Here is a 23,140-nt window from a genome sequence, read left to right on the forward strand (position 1 = left end):
GGCAGCGGCGCCTGGAGGCGATCGAAACGGAGCTGGCCACCGAACCGAAACGGATTCAGGAGAGCTATCGGGTGATCACCCATCGACTGGAACCAGCCGGGCTCGTCTACCTCTGGCCGATCAGCGGTTAACCATGGCACTTCGATTCCACCTTCTGCAGTTCGTACGTCGCCTGGCCAGCAGGATTGCTGGTATCGCCGAGCACTGGGCCTTCCACTTGGACCCAAGCCGTGCCCTTCCAGCTCGGGCTAGGCGATCGGATATCAGCTTGGCTGCTGCGGAGAAATCGCCCACCCAAATTGATGAAGACAAGCCCTATGAGCTGATCCCCCTTCTCAACGATGCTGGCGAAGTGCAGGCCGGGGCTTTTGCCTACGGCCTGGAGGAATCAATGCAGATGATCGAATTCCTCCGAACTGAAAGCTTGTATGGGTCTGGGACTGCAGCCAGTCAGTCAGTGAGCGGAGTGGTTGGCGACTTCGCAGCAAAACTCACCCCCTCGATGGCTGCTGCCGTGCAGACCGGCCAACTGATGCGGATCGTGGGGCCGGCCTCAGTCGTTGATGGGCTGGCCAAAGGAACCATGACCATGATGCAGAGCGGAGGCAACAATCTCGGTGGCGTCCTAGTTCAGGGCTCCTCAAAGATAGTCGGGCAGGCCCGCTTTTCCCCAGCGGCTGGTGTTCTCGCCCCACTGGTGGTCTATCAGGCTATTCACGCCATCGTTGGCACACAGCAGCTCAATGAGATCAATCGCAGGCTCGCCAACATCGAGCAGACCTTGTCAAGAATCGTTCAGAGGCAGAACGCCAAAGATATCGGCGAAGTCATCGCTGCGGCCTTAACCCTTCAGGACATCCTTGCTGAGCATGCCCACACCGGTCACTTCAATGCTCAGATGCAGGACCGCATTTCCCATTGCGAACGGGATCTGCGTGCCCACTTGGAACGCCTGAAGATTCTCAAGGCCAACTTCCACGACAAGATCAACCAAGCACGTCAACGTGCCCGGAAGAGAGAAAAGCCCCTTGAGCTTGCAGGGTTGATCAAAGAAGAAGGTGATCAGTTCGGTCAGGACACGCGTCTGCTGGTCGCTCTCTGCGCTGCTGTCATTCAGCTGGAGCAGGGATTGATGCTCATCGCACTGGAGCATCACCCTGAAAGCCTTGCCTATCGGCAGAAGCAGATGGTGGCTCAGGTCAATCAGTGCCGCGAAACACTTGCGGACATGTTGGATCTATCTGAAATCAAGAGTGAGATCAAGCTGTGCCTCGACGACATGAACTGGTGGCAGCGCAATCTGTTTGACCGTAATGCTGCTCATTTATTGAAGCAAGCTTCCGAGCTTCCGCTCGACGCGACCCCTGTCAAGTCTTTGCCAGAGCACCAAGGAGGAGGCATGTTGATCTGGAAGGATAATGAGCGAGGGATACAAGTTCGCGCTGTTGCGGCGGCGCAGCTTGAGACAAGTAGCGAGAGCTCTGATGGGGATCCAGAGGAATGGCCAGAACCTGCATACATAGCCCTCGCGCCATCAACGAGTCTTCGCGTTGGGGAGACTTACAAGCTTGATATTCATAACTCAAGCTCTCTTGAGGAATGGAGCAAACGCGATGTGCCTATTCGCATCCTCAAGTGCACTGGAGTGGGTGAATGGGTTGGGATGCGAATGGACATTCCCGAGGTTGCGTTGGTCGAGATCTTTGTGAGGAACAACTGACCCATGCCCCGTCGCCCCTCCACTGCTGACCCCGAACTCCTGGCCCACCAACAGTGGCTGGGCTATCTGCAGCCCGTGGGCTTGGTGGTGGCGCCTGCAGCAATGCAGGACGCCGGTTGGGTGGTGGCCCGCAGCGGCAGTGAGCTGATCGAGCGGCAGCAGCGCTACCGAGATGGCCTCGAACCCCTGGGCGGAGACGACGACGATGCGGATGAGCGCGAGCTTGGCTTTACCGGCATCGAGACCTTGTTGGTGGAGCAACTGGGCTGGGGCACCGATCAGGTGCAGAGCGACCCGAAGCTGATTGAGGGCTACACCAGAGAGCTGCCTGAACTGGGGGAGACGCTGCAACCCACAGCAGTGGTTCCAGTCGCCAGCGGCGAAGGCGCGCAGCTGCTGGTGCAGGAATTGCCACTGCTTACGCCCCTAGATCAAAAGGTCACCGCTGGTGAGCACCTCTGGAGGGCTTCACCGCAGGAACGCTTTGAGCGGCTGCTGCGCGAAACGGGGGTGGAAGCGGGGCTGCTGTTCAACGGCGCCCAGCTGCGGCTGGTGGTGGCACCCAAGGGGGAAAGCTCCGGCTATCTCACCTTCCCGCTGGCGGATCTGGCGGAGGTGAGCGGCCGGCTGATGTTTTCGGGGCTGGATCTGCTGCTGGGGCAGAGCCATGTGTTCCTCGATCCCGATGGCTACCGCTTGAGCGATGTGCTCAAAAAGAGCCGCAGTTTCCAGGCGGTGGTGAGCAATGCCCTGGCCGATCAGGTGCTTGCGGCGTTATGGGAGCTGCTGCGGGGCTTCCAGCAGGCGGACGAACTCAGCCAGCGGCAGGGGGTCCTGCTACTGGGGCATCTGGCCGAGGACGATCCAAAGCAGCTCTATGGCGGCCTGATCACGGTGCTGATGCGGCTGGTGTTTCTGCTCTACGCAGAAGACAACGCCTTGTTGCCAAAAGATGCGGTGTATGAGCAGAACTACAAGGTGAGCGGTGTCTTTGAGCGGCTGGAGCAGGACGCCGCCGAATTTCCCGACACCATGGAGCAGCGTTTCGGCGCCTGGGCCGGGCTGATGAGCCTGTGCCGGCTGGTGTTTGATGGCGGCGGCCCCACGGCCGACTACCTGCCGGCACGCCACGGCCAGCTGTTTGATCCAACCGTTTACCCCTGGCTGGAGAGCCCGTGGATCAGCGACGGCGTGGTGTTGGCGCTGCTGCGCAACCTGCTGATCGTGAATGGCGAGCGCATTAGTTATCGCGCCCTCGATGTGGAGCAGATCGGCTCGGTGTACGAGGGGATCATGGGCTACGCAGTACGCCGCATCCCTGGCCGCTGCATCGGCCTGAAGAGCAAACCACAAGGTGCCAAAAAGCAGCTCACCACTGCGGTGGATCTAGATGCCCTCCTGGCATTGCCCGGCAGCAAACGCAAGGCCTGGCTGGAGGAGGAGGCCGGCACCACCCTGCCGCCGAAATCTGCAACGGCGTTGAAGGACGCCGGCAGCGAAGCCGAGCTACTGGAAGCCCTCGTTCCGCGCATCAACCGAAATCTGTTCGATGGCCCCCAGGCGGCCGGCGGCCTGGTGTTCCAACCCACCGAGGAACGGCGCCGCAGCGGCAGCCATTACACGCCTCGATCACTCACAAGGCCGATCGTGGAGGAGGCACTGCGCCCCTGGCTGGAGCGCTGTGAACATCGCCCCACAGCAGCCCAGATCCTTGATCTGAAGATCTGCGACCCGGCCATGGGCTCGGGAGCCTTTCTGGTGGAGAGCTGCCGCTTCCTGGCCGAACTCCTTGAACTTGCCTGGAACCGCGACGGTTTACCACAGGCGTTGCAACCCGGTGGCCGCGCCCACGGCGAGGAACCCCTGCTCTATGCCCGCCGCCTAATTGCCCAGGGCTGCATCTATGGGGTGGATAAAAACCCCTTTGCGGTGAATCTGGCCCGCCTCAGCCTCTGGCTTGTGAGCCTGAGCAAGGACGCACCCTTCACCTTTGTGGACCACGCCCTGCAATGCGGCGATTCCCTGGTGGGCATCGAGCGATCCGAGATCGAGAAGGCTCTCAAGGGTGCCAGCCGGCAGCGCGAGATCCAGATGGCCTATCTCGATCAGGTGCGCCAGCAGGAGACCAAGAGCTTTGCACTGTTCCACGCCGATAGTCGCAGCGATGCCGACGACGCCCAGAAGCGCCAGGCCCTCGACGATCTGAACGCCAGTACCGCCTACCTGCGCACCGTGGGCGATCTGCTGGTGGCAGCGTTCTTCAACGGCAAGAAACCGAAAGATCGCGAGGAGCTGAAGAAGGACTACCTGGAGGCCACCCTGCAGCACAGCTCAGCAGCGGAACTGGAAGACGAGCTGGCTGAACAACTGGCGCGCCTGCGCGAAGGCGAGAAGGGCATTCAGCCGCTGCACTGGCAACTGGCTTTCCCCGATGTGTTCGGGCGTCCGGAGCCGGGCTTTGATGTGTTTGTTGGCAACCCGCCCTTCGCCGGCAAGAACACCATCGCCGAAGGCAGCCCCGAGGGCATCCTCGACTGGTTCAAGCAGCTGCATCCCGAAAGCCACGGCAATGCCGACCTGGTGGCCCATTTCTTCCGCCGTTGCTTTGATCTGTTGCGGCCAGGCGGATCACTGGGCCTGATCGCCACCAACACCATCGCCCAGGGCGACACGCGCAGCACCGGCCTGCGCTGGATCTGCCTGAATGGCGGCACCATCTATGCCGCTCGCAAGCGATACAAATGGCCGGGTGTGGCGGCGGTGGTGGTGAGCGTGGTGCACCTGTTCAAGGGTGCCTACTCCGGCGAGAAACGGCTGGATGGCCGGCAAGTGCACGAGATCACGGCCTTCCTGTTCGCCAACGGCGGCCATGAGGATCCCAAGCAGCTGGCGGCCAATGCCGGCAAGAGCTTCCAGGGCTCGATCGTGCTGGGCATGGGCTTCACCTTCGATGATTCCGGGGAGGCAGACGACGATACGCCTGGCATCCCGTCGCCGATCTCAACTATGGAACGGCTGATCGCCGAGAACCCGAAGAATGCTGAGGTGATCTTTCCGTATATCGGCGGCGAAGAAGTGAATAGCAGCCCCACCCATACGCATCACAGGTATGTGATCAACTTCGGCGAGCAGAGTGAGGAGGAGTGTCGGCGGGAGTGGCCGGAGTTGATGGCGATTGTCGAGAGGAAGGTGAAGCCAGCGCGCCTAGCGCAGAACCGGGAGATCCGTGCACGTTACTGGTGGCGTTTTGGGGAGACGTGTCCTGCGCTGTATGCGGCTATTGCGGGGTGTGAGCGGGTGTTGGTAATTAGCCAGGTGTATGCGCGGTTTGGGCTGGCTCGCCTGCCTGCCGGATCTGTCTATGCACACCGTCTGATCGTGTTTTCGGCAACCTCGCTGGCTTTCTTGGCGGTACTTCATTCCTCATTGCATGATCAGTGGACTGAGTTTCTTTCTTATTCCCTTGAAGATCGGCGTTGCTATGCACCTGCTGACTGCTTCGAAACCTTTCCCTTCCCCGCCACCTTGATCGACGCAAACGCCAACGATCCCGCCCACGAGACCCAGCACCAGCGTCTCGAAACCATCGGCGAGCGTTACCACCAGTTCCGCGCCGGGCTGATGGTGGCCAACAACGAAGGCCTCACCAGCACCTACAACCGCTTCCACGATCCCGCCGAATCAATTAGCGGTCTCCTGGAGCTGCGCAGGCTCCACGGCGAAATGGATCAGGCGGTGCTGGCTGCCTACGGCTGGAGCGATGTGTCCACCGCCTGCGGCTTCGGGCTCGACTACCTTGATCTAGATGATGGAGCTCCGCTTCCCAACGCGCTGAAGGAGCGCATCGACAGCGGCGAGTTGTTCTTCTGGGATGCCGCAGGCGCCCTTGATTTCCAGGGCCAACTGCAGGCCTACGGCGCCATCACCGGCCGTCGCAAGCTGCCCTGGCGCTACCGCTGGCCCGATGCCGTGCGGGATGACGTGCTCGCCCGGCTCCTAGCGCTGAATGCCGAGCGCTATGCCGAGGAGGTGGCCCTGGGGCTGCACGGCAAGGCTGGAAAGAAAGCTGCACCAGCGGCAGCGGGGGACGGGAAACGGCACGGCCGCCCGCCGAAAGCGGCCCTGGCAACCGATGGACAGCAGATCGGACTGGCCCTATGAAGACCGACCCATGGCCAGCCGCACGAGACGCCTAATCACCACCATGCCCGGATCCACTGGCCCAACCAGCAAGCCCGCCGCGGAAATCGGCAAAACCACGGCCCGGCGGTTTCCGCTGGTGCACAAGCTGATTCACTTCGCCGATCTGCGCAACTTCTATCGGGAAATGCGGGAAGCCCTGATCTCCGCCAACCGCCGCGCCGGGGCCCAGCAGGGTCTGGTGACCAAGGCCAAGAACAAGATCGCCCTGCTGGAGGCGGAGATGAACCTGCTGGAACAGGAACGGGACGACCTTCTCTCCTATCGCCAACGGGTGGAGGAGGAGGCCAATCAGATCTCCGCCGTGCTGCCCCGCCTCAAGGGCCGGCTGTTGCAGGTGCAGCAGATCGAGCAGGCCCTAGAGAACCTGGCCGATATCAAGGAGGCGGTCGACCAGCAAGAGCGTGCCCATGGTGGCCCGACCGGCCAGTCGATCCAGGATCTCAAGCTTGCGGTGGAGCGGCTACTGGAGCGGGCCGATGCCGTTGAGTTCTTCGAGGAATCGATCGATGACGAAGAAGCCTGAGCCCCGCCGCCGCCGCGGCACACCGATCAGCGACAGCCTTGGCGCCGATCTCCACACCCTGGGCACCGTCCTTGCCAACCACACCCGCGGCCTCGACGACTACCTCCAGCGCCAGGCCGGCCGGATCGAGGAACGCCATGGCCATCTCCTCTCTGAATCCGCCGAAATCCTCTTACCCCCGGGGCAGGATCTCGATACCCTCACTGCCGGGGAGTTGCAGAACATCTGCCGACAGCAGCGGTTGCGTGGCTGGTCGAAGCTGCGCCGCAGCGAACTGATCGCCTTCCTCAAGGAGAGGTTGGGCACTGAGCTGGAGGCCCCAGCCATCTCAGCGCCTTCCTATCCCCACGATGCCAACCGCATCGAGCGTTTGCTTCTGCTGTTGCTGCAGAAACTAGGCACCGCCACCGAAGTGATCAATGACGCCTGGCAAGGGCAAGGGGACCAAACTGCTGGCCAGCCTGGCTCCGCGAGCACAATGGAACGATGAGCCTCGCCCTTGCCAAGCCCCAGCTGGACGCCATCGCCGACGCCTGCCGGCAGCACCAGGTGCTGCGCATGCACCTGTTCGGCTCAGCACTGAGGAACGATTTCGACCCCAGCCGCAGCGACCTCGATCTGCTGGTCGAGTTCCAGACGATCGATCCGGGCGCCTTGGTGGCTGCCTACTTCGGTCTGGAGCGTCAGCTTGCCGCCATCACCGGCCAGCCGGTGGATCTGGTGATGGCGGACGCCGTAAGCAACCCATTTGTGCGTGCTGATATCGACGCGTCCAAGCAGTTGATCTATGAAGCGTGATCCAAGGGCCTTCCTGCTCGACATTCAGCAGGCGGCCGAGGCCATTCAGGTTGCGGTGTCAGGAATCACGCTGGAGCAGTACGAACAGAGCCGGCTGATTCGCTCAGCCGTGGAGCGGGAATTCATCATCATCGGCGAAGCCCTTACCAACCTCTCCCTCCGAGAGCCTGATCTCTTTGTGCGCATTGCAGAAGCACCGCAGATCATCAGCTTTCGCAACAAGCTCACCCATGAGTACGTCACCATCAACCATCGGCTGGTCTGGGGCGTGATCCAGCAATACCTGCAGCCGCTGCAGACCAGCTGTCAGCAATTGCTTCAGCAGTTGGGAGCTCCCTGACGCCATGACCACCGCCGCCGAAATCCGTCAACACCTCGTCGATGCACTCCGCATCGACATGATCGGTCCCAGTTGGGATGACGTGGCCCGGCGCCATGAACAGATCAACCAGCCGCCATCGGTGCGTTACACCACCGGCTTCCTAGTGCCCCATGTGTTTCAGCAGGAGGCCGGCCGCACCACAAAAGAAGAGCAGCTTTCTTTCTCCGATCTCGCTGGGGAAGAACCCAGCAACGACGCCTCCAATCGCCTGGAGAAGCAAGAAAAAGAAGACGACGCCAACGACACCCTCGATCAGGCCAACACCCGCCGCAGCTGGTTTCCCTCCTCCCTTGGCCTGAGCTTTATCGCCAATCAGGGCGCCAGCTTGGAGGTGGTTGTGAGCTGGGGGGATTACAGCGCACCTGTAGAAGGAGACAAAGACAAGATCTGGACCCGCACGCCCCAGCGTCAAAGCATCAGTTTTCGAATTGATGCTCCCGGCACCAGCCCAGATATCCCTCTAGAAGGCAATCCGCAAGGCCTGTGTCTGCGCTGGATCGCCCGGCCGGCACCAAAAAAGCTCAACTATCCAAGCGATCAACTTTCGGTCTCGCTCTTTCTGCTCAACAAGCGCGAGTCACCGCCCAAACAGATTCGCTATCGCGATCCGGTCACGGCTTTCCAGGCGGAGCTCTCGCTCCGTTGCCAAGCAGGCTTTCCGCCCCGCCGCGATGCGCTGCAGCAGGCCGCCAAAGATCCCGATGAACGCCTCGCAGCCCTTCAATACCGGCGCGATTACTGCTTTGCCAGCGGTCACAACGTTGCAGTAATTGCTGCCGATATCCCAGAAGGCAACCCCGCCCTCTGCCACACCCTCACCACCACCTGGCTACCGACAGCCCGGGTTTACCGCACGCTGCCAGAGCCACCCGCCGGCACCAACGTGCCGATGGATATGGAGGCCCTAGCGGATCTGGCCCGGAGCGAACGCATCGGGCAGGAGCTGATGCCGATGGTGAAGGCCTACCGGGCATGGATAACCCAGCAACCCAAGCACCCGATTAGCGAGCCAGCTCAGAACGAAACCGCCAAGCAGCTCCGGGCCCAGGCAGAAGACTGCGCCAGGCGCATTGAAAACGGGATCAAGCTGCTCAGCGATCCCTTGGTGCGAGAGGCCTTCCGCACTATGAACCTGGTGATGGCCCGCGCCAGCCGGCAGCGCAGTGCCTTCAGCGCCAAGGTGCCGCCCGATCAAATCGGCATTGCACCAAACACCCGCAGCCCCAAGTGGCGCTTTTTCCAGCTGGCCTTTGTGCTGATGAACCTGCCGGGTCTCGCCACACCAGATAGCCCAGAAGGCCGGCTGGATCGTGAGGCCGTTGAACTGCTCTTCTTCCCCACCGGTGGCGGCAAAACCGAGGCCTACCTGGGCTTGGCCGCGTTCACCCTGGTGCACCGCCGCCTGCAGAACCCAGGGATTGAATCAGCCGGCCTCACCGTATTGATGCGCTACACCCTGCGGCTGCTCACCCTCGATCAGCTCGGCCGTGCTGCCACCTTGATCTGCGCATTGGAGCTGGAGCGGCTCAAGCGCGCTGAACAAGATCTCCCCTATCCGCTGGGTGAATGGCCCTTTGAGATCGGCATGTGGGTGGGCAAGGCCGCCACGCCAAACAAGCTGGGCGGTCCGGGCGACAGCGATCAGCAATCCACCCATGCCGTGCTCAACAACTGGAAATCAGGCAAACGCGAGCGGCCGATCCCAATCGAAACCTGTCCTTGGTGCAACCGACCCCTGCAGCCTGAGGGGTTTCATCTGCTGCCTCCCAAGAATCCCGATCGGCTTGAGATCTACTGCCGCGAGCCCAGATCGCCAGAGGCCAAACAGGAATTTGCCTACATGGGCCCCTGCGCCTTCCACAAGGGCACACCACTACCGGTGCTGCCGGTGGATGAGCAGATCTACCGTCGCCTGCCCTGCTTCCTGATCGCCACGATCGATAAGTTCGCTGCCCTGCCCTGGGTTGGTAAAACCTCGTCCCTCTTTGGCAATGTCAGCACTTATCAGTTGCCCACCGGCAGTGGCGCTGCAGGTTTCTGGGGGCCATCTGAGAAGGCGGCTGGTGGGCTCAAGATTCCCCACGGCCGGCTGCTGCCACCAGCACTCGTCATCCAGGACGAACTTCATCTAATCAGTGGACCGCTCGGCACCCTCGCTGGCCTCTATGAAACGGTGATCGAGGCTCTGATGCGTCCAGACGCCTCCACGCCGCCGCCCAAGATCATCGCCTCCACCGCCACCGTGCGTAGGGCTGAGGCTCAGATCAAGGCCCTATTTGCCCGCAGCCAGGTGCGCATCTTTCCGCCGCCAGGCCCGGAGCGTGATGACAACTTCTTCTCGCGCACGATTCAAGATCCAGACCAGGCCCGTCTCTATGTGGGTCTCTCCGCGCCGGGCCGAAATCTCAAAGGCGTCCTGCTGCGCTCCTACCTGGGCCTGATGGCTGCAGCTCAGAAAGGCTGGAACGACAACAAGGCCATGGGTGCAAGCAACCCAGCCGATCCCTACATGACCCTGCTTGGCTACTTCTCCAACCTCAAGGAGCTGGGTGTCACCCGCAGCATTTTGGAAGACGAACTCGGTGGCCAGCTGGAGCAATTTGCCAAAAACCGAGCCCTTGATATGGAGGGCTTCATTAACCCTTTTGCTACTCGTAAGCGGCCCAATGAACCGCAGGAGCTCACCTCTCGCGTCAACACCGCCAAGATCAGCAGCACTAAAGATCGGCTCTCCAAGCCCTACGTAGATAAGGACCACCTCGATGTGGCCCTAGCTACCAACATGATTTCGGTGGGCCTCGACATCTCTCGCCTGGGTCTAATGGTGGTGCTCAACCAACCGAAAACCGCCGCCGAGTACATCCAGGCCACCAGCCGCGTTGGCCGCCAGCTCAGCGACAACCCGGAGCAAAACAAGCCGGGCCTAGTGCTGGTGCTGCTCAACCCAAACCGCCCAAGGGATCGCTCCCATTTCGAGCTGTTTCCCTACTGGCACCAAACCTTCTACCGCCACGTGGAGGCCACCAGCTGCACACCCTTTGCCAGCCGTGCCCTTGATCGCGGCCTACCTGGGGTGGTGGTGGCTATGGCCCGCCACAGCGATCCAGCCCTAGCTGGTGCCAAAGGCGCCATGGCAGCTGATGCCCTGCAAGCCATCAAGGCTCAGATCGCCAAGGCTTTGCAGGATCGCTGTATTGCCACAGGCGCTGCCGATGACAGCCTCGATGAACACCTACCCACCGAAGTTCGCGATCACGTGATCGATCTGCTGGAAGCTTGGTGGAAGCTCACCCAAGAGCCAGAAGCCAAGCTGCAGTACTGGACCCATGAAGAGAAGGGCGCTGGTGCGGGTTTGCTGCACACAGCCCTCGATAACGACCCGATCTACCAAACGGAGGGCTACAAGCAGTTCAACACCAACTGGAGCCTGCGTGATGTGGAGCCTTCTGCTCCGATCCGGATGGTGAACTTCAGGGAAGAAATCACAGCCGACGACTGAGCCCAGTAGCCACCACCCCCATGCCTGCCTCCACCCGCCGTAAAGCTGCTCCCCCGCCCCTCGGCGAAGCGCGTCAAAGCCAGGTGCTCCAGCTCTATGGGCCTGGCGCCATGGTCGACCTGCCCGACTACTCCCTACTGATTGGGGGATTGGATTTCTGGAATAACAAAGGTTGTGATCTGATCCACGAGCCGCGGCTGCTGCAGTTGGTGCGGCAGGCCACCGGGATGGCCCGGGTTGACCTGCGCACCCCGCCCAAGGAGGTGGATCCGCTCAAAAATGTGAGCGGTTCAATCAAGGCGTTTCGCTTTCCCGAGTGGTCCGTGGCTCAGAAGGTGAGCGAGCGGATGGCCTTTGGCATTCCCTGCCGGGCCAGGCCCCTGGTGCACTTCAACGATGGCTGCATCTCGGACTGGCGCACCTATCAAGACGATGAGGGCAAGTACCCGGTGGTGCCGGTTCGCTTCGTGATGGCCTGCCCCCATGGCCACCTCAGCGACATCCGCTGGCGCGACTTCTGCTTTCGCCAGTTCGGCTGCAAGAACAGCGAACGCCTCTACCTGCTGGAAGCCGGCACCGGTAACGACTTCACCCAGATCTATGTGCAGTCAGAGGGCGGCACAACCCGCAAGCTCGCTGATGCCTTGGTCACGGAAATGAGCCCCCTAGGTCTCTGCCAAGGGCAAACGCCCTGGTTGGGCCGCAACGCCCGCGACCCTGACAAGTGCAAAACCGATGGAGAGCCCACTCAAAACCGGCTACTGGTGCGTTCTGCCACCAACGCTTACTTCACCGAAACCATCTCGGTGATCTCTCTGCCGGAGGAAGCAAATTCCCTGGCCAAACGTGTCACCGAACTCAAGGACGACCTCGCCTTGATCGAAGCGGAAGCCGATGTATCAGCAGCGCTCAAATTCAACCCCCGTCTCAAAAGCGCCTTCGTTGGTGTGGATCCGGCGCTGCTCTGGCAAACGATCGAGGCTCAACGGGGAGGCATCACCGGCCAGGCAGCCCAACCCAAAGATGAGGAGTTAGCCCTGCTGATTGGCCCGATGGATGGGGTCTCCAGTTCTGCGGAAGGGAGCCTCTTTGAGGCCGATCAATGGCAGCCTCCCAACCCGCCAGCCTGGTTCAGCAAAGCCATAAAACGCGTGCTGCTGGTGCACCGCCTGCGGGAGGTGCAGGCGCTAGTGGGCTTCACCCGCTTCACGGCTCGCACCAGCAGCCTCGGCGGCTTACCGATCGACACCACCAAGGTGAACCGCCGGGCACCGCTGGCCAATGATCTGCGCTGGGTGCCCGCCAGTGAGAACAAGGGGGAAGGGATTTTCATCGAGTTCGATCCCGCCACGATCAAGGCCTGGGCTGCCAGTGATCCGGTGCAAATGCGAGCTGGTCAATTCACCAAGGCCTTCGAGAACGAATGGCTGGCTTCACGCGGACTGGATGAGGTCCAGTTCCCCTTCCCCGGAGCCCCTTACCTGCTGCTGCATAGCCTCAGCCATCTGCTGATCACGGAGATGGCACTGGAGTGCGGCTATGGCGCCAGCTCTATCCGCGAGCGCATCTACGCCAACAGCGAGATTGGCTATGGCATCTTGCTGTTCACCAGTAGTTCCGGCTCGGAAGGCACCCTGGGCGGCCTGGTTGGGGCCGGCAAGCGGATCGTCAGTTATCTGGACAAGGCCTTTGAGCGCGGCCAGCTCTGCAGCAACGATCCCTTCTGCTCCGAGCACGACCCCAACCACCCCTTCGACATTCGCCCTACCCACGGCGCCGCCTGCCATGGCTGTGAATTGATCGCCGAAACCTCCTGCGAAATCCGCAACGAGTTCCTCGATCGGGCCCTGGTGAGCCCCACCGTTTCATTCGACCCTGAAACGGGTGATCCGTCCTTCTGGGAGTTCATCAACGCATGAGCCTCACGCTGCCAGCCCAGACACTTCGGGGCGTAGCGATTGATCTACGGCGTCTGAACTACACGCCCACCAGCTGGCAGGGACTGCTCTCTACTCACAGCGAAGCGATCCGCCTCCAGCTCGAGCCGCTACTGGTGGAGATGGTGCGAGAGGGGGCCCATCCCCGCCTGATGGCGTTGCTGCTTGATCGCCTCGCTGATGCGCAAGAGGCACTTCAAACAGAGCGAAACGCCTGGAGTTTCGTTTGGTCTGGCCCGGATCCCCTCCATGCCAAAACTGCCGACACCTTTGCCACGGTGGATCAACTCATCGGTGAAGCGCGCTGCAGCCTGTTGATCGCCACCTACAACATCGGCCTCACCAGTGAGTTTCGCGCGTTGTTCGCCTCCATCGCAGATCGCTTAGCCAATGGTCAGCTGAACCGAGTCGATCTGTTCTTCCATCCCAAGCAGATTGAGGATCGCCTAGGCGCTGACCCGCTAGCAACGATCTCAGCATGGTTTAACCGGGACGTCTGGCCTTGGCCCGCAAAACCTCATGCCTACGTGGACAGCCGCCTGATCACTGGGTCCGCTGAGCGTTGTTATCAGCACGCCAAGATTGTTATTGCTGATGCAACAACACCTGAGGCCAAAGCCATTGTGACCAGTGCCAACTTCAGTGAAACGGCGCAGCGTCATAACTTTGAAGCTGGCTGGCTGACAAAATCCGTCCCAAGGGTGCAGGAGATCCAGAGGCAATTTTCCATGGCCGTTGATCAAGGACTTTTCCTGCCTCTTGAATTTGCCGCCTAGAAATTAATTGCATGGCGCACATCCAAATGAACTGTGTGACTGGCATGGCCAGTCCTCGCGCTGCGTCAAGGATCTAGCCATGCGCCCGTTGGGGCGTCCTTGTCACCTCACTACGGCTGGCCGTTGGGGGTGGGGTTCCCTGCAGCGCTTAGAGCACCGAGACGGTGGTGTCAAAGCGTCCCAGGAATTGGCGGACTAGACCAGCGCCAATGTCTCCAAGACCCTGTAGGTTCCAGCGCCCCTAGTACCGCTGGCGGCATCTGTGTGGGGGAATTAAAGCTACAGAGCCCTAACGCCTGGAGGAACTCAAGAAGGAGGGCGCCCGCCTCAAGAGCTCCCTTGCTGACGCAGCACTCGATAAAGCATTGCTCAAGCGGCTTAGCACCCTCGAACCACCTGTAACCATCGGGCCTGTTGCGGCGCTAGTCTTTTGACCTAAACCAGAGATGGCGAACGTTGGACGCTGTAGGAAATTTCCCAAGTATCTGGCAGCAACGCGGCCATAGCTGGCTTCTAGAAGAGGAGGACCGCGAACGCGTCCGGCAGTACGGCCTAGCAGTGATACGTGAGCGGGATCGCCAGGAGTATGAGATTGCCCCGGTTTACTTCGAGCTAACCCCCCAGGGGATGCGAGAGGCTGATGCCACCTGGCGATCGTGGGGCTATGGCCCCGAGCGCCTATGGAACCCACCCGACATAGATGGTGTTGGCTACATCAAACGGCTCGAGACGCTCTGGCGGGAAACGATTGCTATGCCTGGTGATGCTGATGCCCTGCTGCGGTGGGTAAGGCAAGCGGGGCGGGCTACTAGCTCGATCTGTAGGCGGAACAATGGTTTTGAGCTCCCGCCTGCTCTGGCAAAGCTGAGAGGCTCACAGCTGGGCATCAGTAAGCCTCTGGCCACCGTGCTTTGGAATGATGCCACCCGGGTGTTGCAGGGCCTTGAGCTCGAAGAGGGGCGGGCCCGGTGGTTCTTTGGTCAAGGTGCAGTTGGTGTCGTGATGCGTTGGCTGCGCGGTGGCGCTGAGCTGATCAGAGAGCGACAGCCTGAGCTGACCATGGAGCTACAGCCCGAGGGTTGGCCAGAGCGTGTGGCCCGTGAAGCTTTATGGGACCCGCACCAGATGGGTCGATTCCTGCGCTCCCTCGTTGAAGAAGACCTGCTTTGTGGCGTGCTCGAGGTTGGCCTACCGACGTTGACCAATGGGAATGGCGTTGGCGCTGATTTTGGGGACTTGATCCTCAAGCCCTGGTGGCAGCTGTTTCAGGCCACCGGTGCCAGCGGCCATGGCCATTGCGTGATGGCCAGACGGATGGCATGGCCAGCGGGGAAGCACCCGATGGTGGCGTTTGAACTCACAGAAGACGATCTGGAGCTGATTCAAGGGTGGGTGCTTCAGCACCGGTGCCGGCTAGTTACCGGGGTATGGGAGTTCTCACCAGCGTGGGCGTTTATCCCGGTGATTGAGCAGATCTTCTGGCTGCATGGGTTGCTCGAGGATGAAGAGGCCGGCTACGCGGAGCACAACGGCACCCAGGCGGGTTATGCCTGCCCGGCGATTACAGAGCACATCTGTGACAGGCCGGATCGTTGGATCGCTAATGACCCGCGGGTGAATGAACTGGACTGGCGGATCAGGGAGGTGATTTTGCCGGTAGTCGAGGATCTAGCCCGTGAGGTGGCTGAGCTGTATTCCGGGCACTCGGAACTGACTGAACAAGGAGAGCGGTGGGCGAAGGTGTTTTACCCGTGGGCCGCTGATCCGACTGGGTATGCGGCCAGCGAGATCAAGTTTGAAGAGATGCTGCCCTTAGCGGTGGAGTGGCTAGCTGGGGAAGGGCTAAGGCCCGGTGAGGGGTCGGCTGAGGTCGGTGAGCGGTTGGCTGCAGAGCTGGAGTATCAGCTTTGCCTGGAGGGCGTTGGTTATTGGATGGCTTCGCAGGGCTGGGTGGAAGCTTTTGGGGTGAATGAACTGTTGTTGGCCGCGGCCGAGAGCTAAGGAAACGGTTGGTATTGAATTGTTAAAGGCCGGGCTAGCTAAAGGTGTAGCGATAGGGGCGCTTTAGGCCAAAGCCAACCAAAGTCTCATGATTCTCAAATAAGACTCAATGAGACCCCTTGCAGGGCAGCATTTCTTGCAGTAAAGCCCTTTTACTATTAACGGACAAGGAAGAATAAATTTGTCTGTTCGACAAATTTAGAGTACCACAAATAAACCAAAAGAAAAAAGCGTACAAGAAATGAGTCTGAGAAGTTGGTGCGTTAATAGTAAAAGGGCTTTACTGCAAGAATTGTTCCAGCGCAACCGTTCTCAGCGAAAAGGAGCTTCCTATTCCTCTGTTTTCGTCCCAGCAAGCCTCACTAACCACCGCCTAGACAAAGATCCAAGCCAGCGCTACTCTTTTGGCTTAAACCAGAGCTGAGCTCAATGACCCTCGAACTCATCCGTAAGGCGATGCGGAGGCACCGCTTCAAAACCAGCGACCTCGCCGAAGTCCTCGATATCGAAACGGACAACGCCTACAAAATCCTGACGGGCACCATCCACCTCACTGACGCTTCTTTCAAGGCGATCGTCAACTACATCGGCTCCGATGCGGCTGGCCCGGCGCCAACCCTTGAGGTTGCTGATGCACCACCCCCGGCACTGACCATCACCTTGCCCCTCACCGAGGGCGAAGCCAAGTGTTTCAAGCGTCTGGCGGCTGACCTCGAGAAAACACCAGAGGAGTTAGTGGCCATGCTGAAGGGCGTTTTGTTCTGGCGGACCAGCCCCTCCGCTGTCCGGGAGCGCTTTTTGGGGATGCTCGGTCAGGGGCCATTTACGCCGTCAGGTGCCAAGCGCCGGGAGTCTGCCGCCTTGATCAAAAAGAACGGCAAGACCGTGCTCGTGGTGCCCCCTGAGCAGCACCCAGGGGAGGCAGCGGCCTAGGCCGCGGCGATCGCCGAGTTACCAGCCCCTGGGCCGTGTGGCCTGGGGGCTTTTTTGCTGGTGGGGGCGGGGGTGCGTGACGCGGCCGGGCGCTAGCTGGATTGGCCAGCGGCCCTGCGACCCTGTGCCGGCGTTCCCTGCTGATGCGGGAGGCGTCACGCTCCAGTGCCCAACAGCTGTTTGGTCTCGTCACGCGGCATATCCGGCTGATCCGTTTGCGTCTTACCACCCCTCTCTCTCAGGCCCCTCCTGGGGGCTCCTGGCGGGGGAGCGTGACGCGGCCGGGCGAGCGGGATATGACCCCGCGACACGACGCCAAGGGTTAGCCGTGAGAATGATTATCACTCTCAAAGGGGGGGGTGATTTGCTACTGGGTTTTTAGGGGTTTCGCTCGGGGGTAGTAGTGCAGGGTGCAGCACCAACACCACCACCAGCAACAACGCCGACGACGCCAAATCGGAACCCGAGTTCCGATTTGCCCAAGGCTGCCAAGCGATCGGCGCCAGGCCCTGTTGGGTGGCCAGCTGGGCGCTAACCGGGGCGGCCGTGTGCTGCGTAAACCTTTGCTACTACCGGGCTAGCTAGGTCGGTAGCGATTTGGGCCGGAGGGCTACTTGTCTCAGGATTCTCAAATGAGACTCACTGAGACCCCTTGTGCCGGTGTATTTGTTGCAGTAAAGCCCTTTTACTATTAACGGCCAAGGAAGAATAGACGCCTTCGATTCCTCAGGCGTCTAGACTCCCATAAAAAAACCAAAAGAAAAAAGCGTACAAGAAATAAGTCTGAGAAGTTGGTGCGTTAATAGTAAAAGGGCTTTACTGCAAGAATTGTTCCAGCGCAGTGGGTTTGCACGAGAAAGGGGGCCTTCAAGCCCCCTAAACCGTTCCATTAGTTCCCGCCTATCCCTCTAAGCCTTTGATGGGTTCAATCGATGATCAGGCCCTGCTCGTATGCCTCCAACCGGGTCTTGAAGGCTTCCCAGTACAGGGCCAGTTCATCCGGTTCAAAACGGTGGGTATCAAGCTTCAATCGACCTCGGCTAACGCTCACCACCACCGCTCGATTCACGGGGACCCCATACCGCTGTTGGATTGCCTGGCTGTAGGCCGCTATCTGGGTAGCGGCTTTGCCCCAGTCCCCCCGGTACTTCTGTTTGCGGGTGGTTTTGAAATCAGCGACAAAGAGCTCACCACGCCAACGGACCAGGGCATCGAAGCTGCCAGCAAAGCCCTTGCCATGCTCGTCGACATGCCAAACCGTTCCTTCGGTGAGCAGGCAGTCTTCGACTTGCTCTAACCAGGGTTGAAAGGCACGGGCGAGGTCTTGGTCCTCACCCCCAAGCTCGCCTTCTACGGGCTCGAGCAGGTTGAGCTGTTGATGGTCGAAGCGTTCAAGCAGCTGCCGTTCAACGAGGGCATGGGTGCGGGTGCCTAGTGCTGATGCCTCAGCGGAGATGCGATCAGCCTCGACATGACCAATCCGCTCCCGCCAGGCCATCAGCCATGCCTGATCCTCAGTGGCGGACAACACGGTGGTGACGCTGGGGAGACAGTGGCTATCGACGCTGTAGAAGCGCCGGCCATCGCGTTGTTCTCGCCTGGTTTTGAAACGTGGAAGCACCGGGCCCTGGTTTGAACTGTGCCCACTATGGCGCTACACTTGCATCACCACCGACCTTATGGGTTGGTTGGTTCACAGACCGGAGCGGGCCACTTTGCATTTCACGATTGACGTGGGGGCCCTCAAGCCCACGGTTACAGCCTTGGTCCGTTGGGGACAGGGGCATAGTTATTCCAGCTTCCGCCATGCCCTCCTAGAGGCCAAGGACGATGGGTTGGGGCTCACCTACACCACACCGCTCGGCACCGCCTATTTGAGCTGTGATGCCGTTGTCGCAGCAGAGGGTTCGATTGGTGTGGACCTGGAGGTGTTCAGCAAGTTTTTGGCGCCGTACAAGGGCAAGGGGTGGCAGCTACAGCTGTGCTTCGAGCCTGACCCCAAGACTGAAGACCGGCATGTTTTCACTGGGCAGTTCTTCGAGGATGGTTGCAAGCGCAATCGTCTCGAGTGGCCGTTATCCGATGGTGCTACCGGGTTGTTCTGTTCCCCCGAATGGGTGCCAGACCCCGTTTTAGCTAGCGGTGTTATCCAAGAGTTCCAGGTGCCGCGGCCCCGGCTGGTGTCGTTGCTAAGCAGTGGCACCGCCGCCCATTCCAGTGTGGAGCAGGGGACCAGCACGCTGCATAGCGCGGTGATAACGGTTGCAGCTGACGTGGTGTCAGTGTTTTCGGCTAATGCTTCGTGGGGTATCCGCAGTGAGCTGTGGGCTGATGTGGATCTTGGCTTTGACACTGGTTGGACAGAGGAGCCCCGCACGGTGGCAGTGTCTGCCGCGAGCCTTACCCATGCGCAAGCGATTGTCGGCGCCTTTGGTGGGGTGGAGCCGTGGATAGTGGAGTTACCGGAGGCTGGGCCTATCCGGTTATGCCCTAAGGCTGCCCGAGAGGATGCCTGGGTAACGGTGAATCAGGCAGATGATCCGATTGCCCTGCCAGAGATGTTGGATGAGCTGCGGGCAGCTAAGCCATCGGCGAGCACTGAGAAGGTAACCGGATCGTTGGCATTGAACCGGCGAACATTTGGTGGGTTGCGAGCGCTGCTAGCTGATTTATCAATTCTCGAGGCTTATGCCAGGGATGGTGACACCAACTGGACATTGGCCTTTGGGGAAAGCGGGCTCGTTATCGAAGTCCCGAGCACGCTTCATGTTGGCGGAGCGGTGGTGGTGCCATGGGTAGCGGCACCGAAGGCTGAGTTAGTGCGGATCGTTAATGGGTCGCGGTTGGTGGCGTTACTGAAGGCGTTGACCACTAATAGCGAGCCGGACGGAACTGTTGATATCAGTTTCTGGTCTGACGGCGAGTTAGAGCGTTTTTATCTGAAGACGCATTCACCCAAGGGTGAAGCGGCTGATGGGGTGTTGGCACCAATGAGCGGTGAACCTCGTCGAGTGGAGAGCGCTATCGAAATCAAGCAAACAGTTGGAGCAATCAAGTGAGCACAAAGAAAAGCATCCCTGCACCAGCGATTGAGCGAGCGATAACGGCGAAGTATCGGCCGAGGCGGATCGCTGATCTGGCGGGGCAGTCGGTATTGAAGGCCACGCTTACCAGTGCCCTTGAGCGGGGGATGGTTGCAGCGGCGTATTTGTTCACGGGCCCGGCTGGTACGGGCAAGACATCGACGGCGAGGATCTTGGCTGCGAGTTTGAACTGTGAAGAGGGCAGTGGACCTGAGCCTTGTGGGGTTTGCGGTAACTGCCGTCAGATCCCTTTGGGTGATCATCCCGACATCCTTGAAATCGATGCAGCGAGCAATGGTGGGATTGACCAGATCCGTCAGTTGATCGAGTTTGTAGCTACCAGAGCTATCCGTGCCAGAACAAAGGTGGTCGTGATCGATGAGTGCCATCAGCTGAGCACTGCGGCTAGCAATGCGTTGTTGAAGACCTTGGAGGAGCCACCAGCGGGGGTGGTGTTTGTGCTGGCCACAACAGAGCGCAATGCGGTGCTGGAGACGATTCGTAGCCGTTGTCAGGAGCTGAGCTTCAGGCCATTGAGCACAGATGAGGTGCAGGCCAACCTGAAAGGCATTTGTGAGGAGGAAGGGATTGTCATTACCGAGACAGCGCTAGCTGAGCTGGCGCGGGCCAGTCATGGTGGGTTGCGTGATGCCCAGTCGCTGCTTGGTCAGCTACGGGTGTTAGGTCGTGCGATAGCGACAGAAGATGTCTGGGAGCAGGCGAGTGCGATCCCCGAGCCGCTCAAGCATTCGTTGCTGGGCAACCTGCTCAAGGGTGACCTGCTGAGTGCGTTGGAGGACGCCCGGGAGATGTTGAGTCGCGGCCACCAAGTCGATGAAGTGTTGGCTGGTCTTCGTGGGGGGGTGCGTGACGTGATGTTGATGCAGTTGGTGCCAGCGGCCGATGGTCGTCTCGAGGCCACAGCGGCCGGCAAGCACCGGATCACAGCATTGGCGGGCCGGCGTAGCTACCCCGAGCTGCAGGTCATTGCTGAGGTGGTGGCCAGGGGGATGCAGGCCAATCACAACCGTGCGTTGCGGGGTGCCACCTTGCTTGACCTCGTGATCATGGAGGCCAGTCAGGCCCAGCCTGTGGCCCCGTCGGTCGTAGCGGCGCCTGTGGTGACCGCCAGGGTGGTTGTAGCTGAGGAAGCGAGCGAGGAACCAGCCTGTGCACTGGCGCCGGCCCCGGCCAGTCCACCGGCCGCTCCCGTCGGGCCTGATGCCTGGGCAAGCCTGCTTTCCAAGCTGCCGGCAGGGAGGGTGCGAGAAAAGCTCGAAGCAGCCACGTTCCTCAACCTGAGTGACAGTGAGCTTGTGGTGGTGGGCCCGGCGAGCCTGGCGGCATTGGCACCAGCGGCCGGTAAGGCCCTCAGTGCCGTACTTGGTCGCCCAATCAAGTTGGTGAGGCGAGCCGAATGACCTTCACCATTCAGCTATTGCATGGGAATGATCAAGCTTCAGTGAAGTCCCATCTGCTGCAAATGCTGCAGGGGATCCCTGCTGCTGAGCAGCTGCTGAGCACCAGTCGCCATGACCTAGCGGATAAGACGCAACTGGGGGCAGCGTGGTCCGCTCTGCGCACCCCGCCATTGCCGTTGGGGGCTAGCCCTACTCGTTGGGTGATTCTTGAGGGGATTGAATCCCTGAAGGACGCCGCCGTGGTGGGCCACCTCGCGGCTGCCCTGGAGGCTGGAGATCTTTGGGCGAAGGGCAAGGTGCAGCATCTTCAGGTGGTAGCCGTTGCTAACGCTGAGGTAGGTGCCAACCCAGCGTTGAAGCCGATCCTTGATCGAGTGAAGAAGCGGGACATCCATGATTTCGTCCGCATCCCACCGTGGAAATTCGGCAAGCAAACCGATGCCACCAAGGCGCTTGTTGCTGAGCTTGGCCTCGAGGTGAAACCTGCCTTGGTTAATGAGCTGACGCTGCTGACGGGTGGCGATCAAAGCCGCATCCGATCAGAGCTCACCAAGCTGGGGCCTTTGCTGGCGGCCGGCCAAACGGTGACAGTGCCCATGCTTCGTGAGCTGCTGGGCCAAGCGGTGGCGACCACCCGCGACCTCACCGACTGCATCAAAGAGGGTCGCCCAGCTCGTTTGTTGGAGCAGGCCCAGGTGATGCTTACTGCGGGGGAGAAGCCCTGGGAGGTGGCGGGTTGGTTGGTGGGAGCGTTGCACCCGTTATTGATCCTTACCGCCCTGAGCGATCAGGACGACAACGACGTGGCCAAGCTGCTGGATTGGAAGAAGGGTCGGGTCTGGGTGCAACGTAAGGAGCTTGAGGCAGTCGACCAGGCCGGCCTTCTAAAGCTGAGCACCATGCTGGTGGCCTTCAGGTATGGCGTCACCAAAGGCCACTACCAAGGGCAGAGGGAGCAGGCGGAGGGGCTGTTGTTGGCCTTAGCAGAGGGAGTTACGCGGCCGTAACGAGTTCGTGTGCGGTGGGCCCAGCGATAGCGGCCAGCTTCCCTTTTGCTTTGCTGATGCGCTCTTTCATGCTGCCGCGGGATATACCAGCGGCCTTGGCTAGATCAATGTTGCGCTTTACCAGAGAGGCTTGCACTAATGCCAGCTCGTCAGGTGATGTGGCCTCTAGCAGGGACATCGCCCACTCCAAATCCAACTCCGTAAGGCGCGGTTGACTTTTTTCGTCAGCAATCAGGTCGAGGGTAGTTGCGCCTTTTTCATCTTTAAGAACAGCGGGTGCATCCAGGCTGCGGACGGTGGCCTGGTGCGCGAGGTGGAGCAATTCTTTGACCCAGGTTTCTAGGTAGCACCATTGGTCACAGAAACTGGCCAAGGTCTGACCTGTAGGGTGGTATCTCCAGCGACGGATCACTTCCACTTGATGCTGAGGGATGTGCGGATCGTTTGACCCTGGGTAACTATTGCGCGTGCGAGCGCTTGGCGGCACCACCAGGTCGCCATCGGGCTGAAGCTATATCCCCGGCTTGGGTCGAACTTATTGGCAGCTAAGTTAAGGCCTAATGCTGACTCTTGAATCAGATCAGCAAAATCCAGTGCAGTGCCAGATGATCGACGCCTGAAGGACTTAGCGATGTTGATCGCTAAGCGCATGTTTCCTTCTACCAGGCGCTTGTGAGCGCGAGCGCCGGCTCGTTTCTGTCCAGGCGAGGCATCAGGTTGACGGCCCGCTTGGATCAAAGTGCCGAGGTGGAGCTGTTCCGCCTTGGTTGGGATGGGATGCCTACCCGCCGCCTGGAGCATGGCGTTTACGATATCGCTCATTGTGGATCTCTGGTTTAAGAAGCAATTATCTTGAA

General features: G+C 60.2%; 17 protein-coding genes. 14 read left to right on the forward strand and 3 right to left on the reverse strand.

The genetic code is table 11. The annotated features are described in order from the left end of the window. Positions 1–268: 268 nt before the first annotated feature. From KBY83_RS12055 to KBY83_RS12105, 11 genes are all read left to right on the forward strand, one after another. A complete protein-coding gene (locus tag KBY83_RS12055) occupies positions 269–1,720 on the forward strand; it encodes a hypothetical protein (RefSeq protein ID WP_255019724.1) in 1,452 nt (483 codons plus the stop codon). A 3-nt stretch (positions 1,721–1,723) separates the two neighbouring features. Continuing rightward, complete coding sequence (locus tag KBY83_RS12060) at positions 1,724–5,881, forward strand: Eco57I restriction-modification methylase domain-containing protein (RefSeq protein WP_255019725.1); 4,158 nt, start codon at positions 1,724–1,726, stop codon at positions 5,879–5,881. Between the two features lie 10 nt (positions 5,882–5,891). Continuing rightward, a complete protein-coding gene (locus KBY83_RS12065) occupies positions 5,892–6,446 on the forward strand; it encodes a hypothetical protein (protein WP_255019726.1) in 555 nt (184 codons plus the stop codon). Continuing rightward, positions 6,430–6,936, forward strand: a complete 507-nt coding sequence (locus KBY83_RS12070) for a hypothetical protein (RefSeq protein WP_255019728.1) — start codon at positions 6,430–6,432, stop codon at positions 6,934–6,936. The genes KBY83_RS12065 and KBY83_RS12070 overlap by 17 nt, the downstream gene beginning before the upstream one ends. Beyond that, positions 6,933–7,244 (forward strand): nucleotidyltransferase family protein, encoded by a 312-nt coding sequence (locus tag KBY83_RS12075; RefSeq protein ID WP_255019730.1) that lies wholly within the window; start codon positions 6,933–6,935, stop codon positions 7,242–7,244. Before KBY83_RS12070 ends, KBY83_RS12075 begins: the two co-directional genes overlap by 4 nt. Next, complete coding sequence (locus KBY83_RS12080) at positions 7,234–7,584, forward strand: DUF86 domain-containing protein (protein ID WP_255019731.1); 351 nt, start codon at positions 7,234–7,236, stop codon at positions 7,582–7,584. Before KBY83_RS12075 ends, KBY83_RS12080 begins: the two co-directional genes overlap by 11 nt. A 4-nt stretch (positions 7,585–7,588) precedes the next feature. Then, positions 7,589–11,125: a DISARM system helicase DrmA gene (gene drmA / locus KBY83_RS12085; protein ID WP_255019732.1), complete on the forward strand. Its 3,537-nt coding sequence runs from the start codon at positions 7,589–7,591 to the stop codon at positions 11,123–11,125. 20 nt (positions 11,126–11,145) lie between these two features. Then, positions 11,146–13,044: a DUF1998 domain-containing protein gene (gene drmB / locus KBY83_RS12090; protein WP_255019733.1), complete on the forward strand. Its 1,899-nt coding sequence runs from the start codon at positions 11,146–11,148 to the stop codon at positions 13,042–13,044. Beyond that, on the forward strand, positions 13,041–13,838 hold the full coding sequence (drmC, locus tag KBY83_RS12095) for a DISARM system phospholipase D-like protein DrmC (RefSeq protein WP_255019734.1): 798 nt from the start codon (positions 13,041–13,043) through the stop codon (positions 13,836–13,838). Before drmB ends, drmC begins: the two co-directional genes overlap by 4 nt. A 456-nt stretch (positions 13,839–14,294) precedes the next feature. Next, positions 14,295–15,839: a hypothetical protein gene (locus KBY83_RS12100; protein WP_255019735.1), complete on the forward strand. Its 1,545-nt coding sequence runs from the start codon at positions 14,295–14,297 to the stop codon at positions 15,837–15,839. 429 nt (positions 15,840–16,268) lie between these two features. Further along, complete coding sequence (locus KBY83_RS12105) at positions 16,269–16,772, forward strand: hypothetical protein (protein ID WP_255019736.1); 504 nt, start codon at positions 16,269–16,271, stop codon at positions 16,770–16,772. Positions 16,773–17,697: 925 nt separating this feature from the next. Here the strand turns inward: KBY83_RS12105 and KBY83_RS12110 are convergent. Beyond that, positions 17,698–18,393 carry a PD-(D/E)XK nuclease family protein gene (locus tag KBY83_RS12110; protein ID WP_255019737.1) on the reverse strand — a complete coding sequence of 232 codons (696 nt, stop codon included), beginning with the start codon at positions 18,391–18,393 and terminating at the stop codon, positions 17,698–17,700. A 58-nt stretch (positions 18,394–18,451) separates the two neighbouring features. Here KBY83_RS12110 and KBY83_RS12115 point away from each other — a divergent pair, with 58 nt between their 5' ends. Genes KBY83_RS12115 through KBY83_RS12125 form a run of 3 tightly spaced genes read left to right on the forward strand, consistent with a single transcriptional unit; the run spans position 18,452 to position 22,283 of the window. Continuing rightward, the gene (locus tag KBY83_RS12115) at positions 18,452–19,831 is read left to right on the forward strand and encodes a hypothetical protein (protein WP_255019738.1); all 1,380 of its coding nucleotides are present in this window, start codon (positions 18,452–18,454) and stop codon (positions 19,829–19,831) included. Beyond that, complete coding sequence (gene dnaX, locus KBY83_RS12120; RefSeq protein ID WP_255019739.1) at positions 19,828–21,276, forward strand: DNA polymerase III subunit gamma/tau; 1,449 nt, start codon at positions 19,828–19,830, stop codon at positions 21,274–21,276. Before KBY83_RS12115 ends, dnaX begins: the two co-directional genes overlap by 4 nt. After that, positions 21,273–22,283 (forward strand): hypothetical protein, encoded by a 1,011-nt coding sequence (locus KBY83_RS12125; RefSeq protein ID WP_255019740.1) that lies wholly within the window; start codon positions 21,273–21,275, stop codon positions 22,281–22,283. Before dnaX ends, KBY83_RS12125 begins: the two co-directional genes overlap by 4 nt. On the opposite strand, the gene KBY83_RS12130 is transcribed toward KBY83_RS12125, so the two are convergent. Beyond that, a complete protein-coding gene (locus tag KBY83_RS12130; RefSeq protein WP_255019741.1) occupies positions 22,270–22,656 on the reverse strand; it encodes a hypothetical protein in 387 nt (128 codons plus the stop codon). The two genes, KBY83_RS12125 and KBY83_RS12130, sit on opposite strands and share 14 nt — an antisense overlap. A gap of 35 nt (positions 22,657–22,691) precedes the next feature. Further along, on the reverse strand, positions 22,692–23,105 hold the full coding sequence (locus KBY83_RS15530) for a sigma-70 family RNA polymerase sigma factor (RefSeq protein ID WP_396093955.1): 414 nt from the start codon (positions 23,103–23,105) through the stop codon (positions 22,692–22,694). Between the last annotated feature and the right edge of the window lie 35 nt (positions 23,106–23,140).

The sequence above is a fragment of the Cyanobium sp. WKJ7-Wakatipu genome, from assembly GCF_024345355.1.
In the GTDB taxonomy this organism is placed as follows: Bacteria; Cyanobacteriota; Cyanobacteriia; order PCC-6307; family Cyanobiaceae; genus Cyanobium_A; species Cyanobium_A usitatum.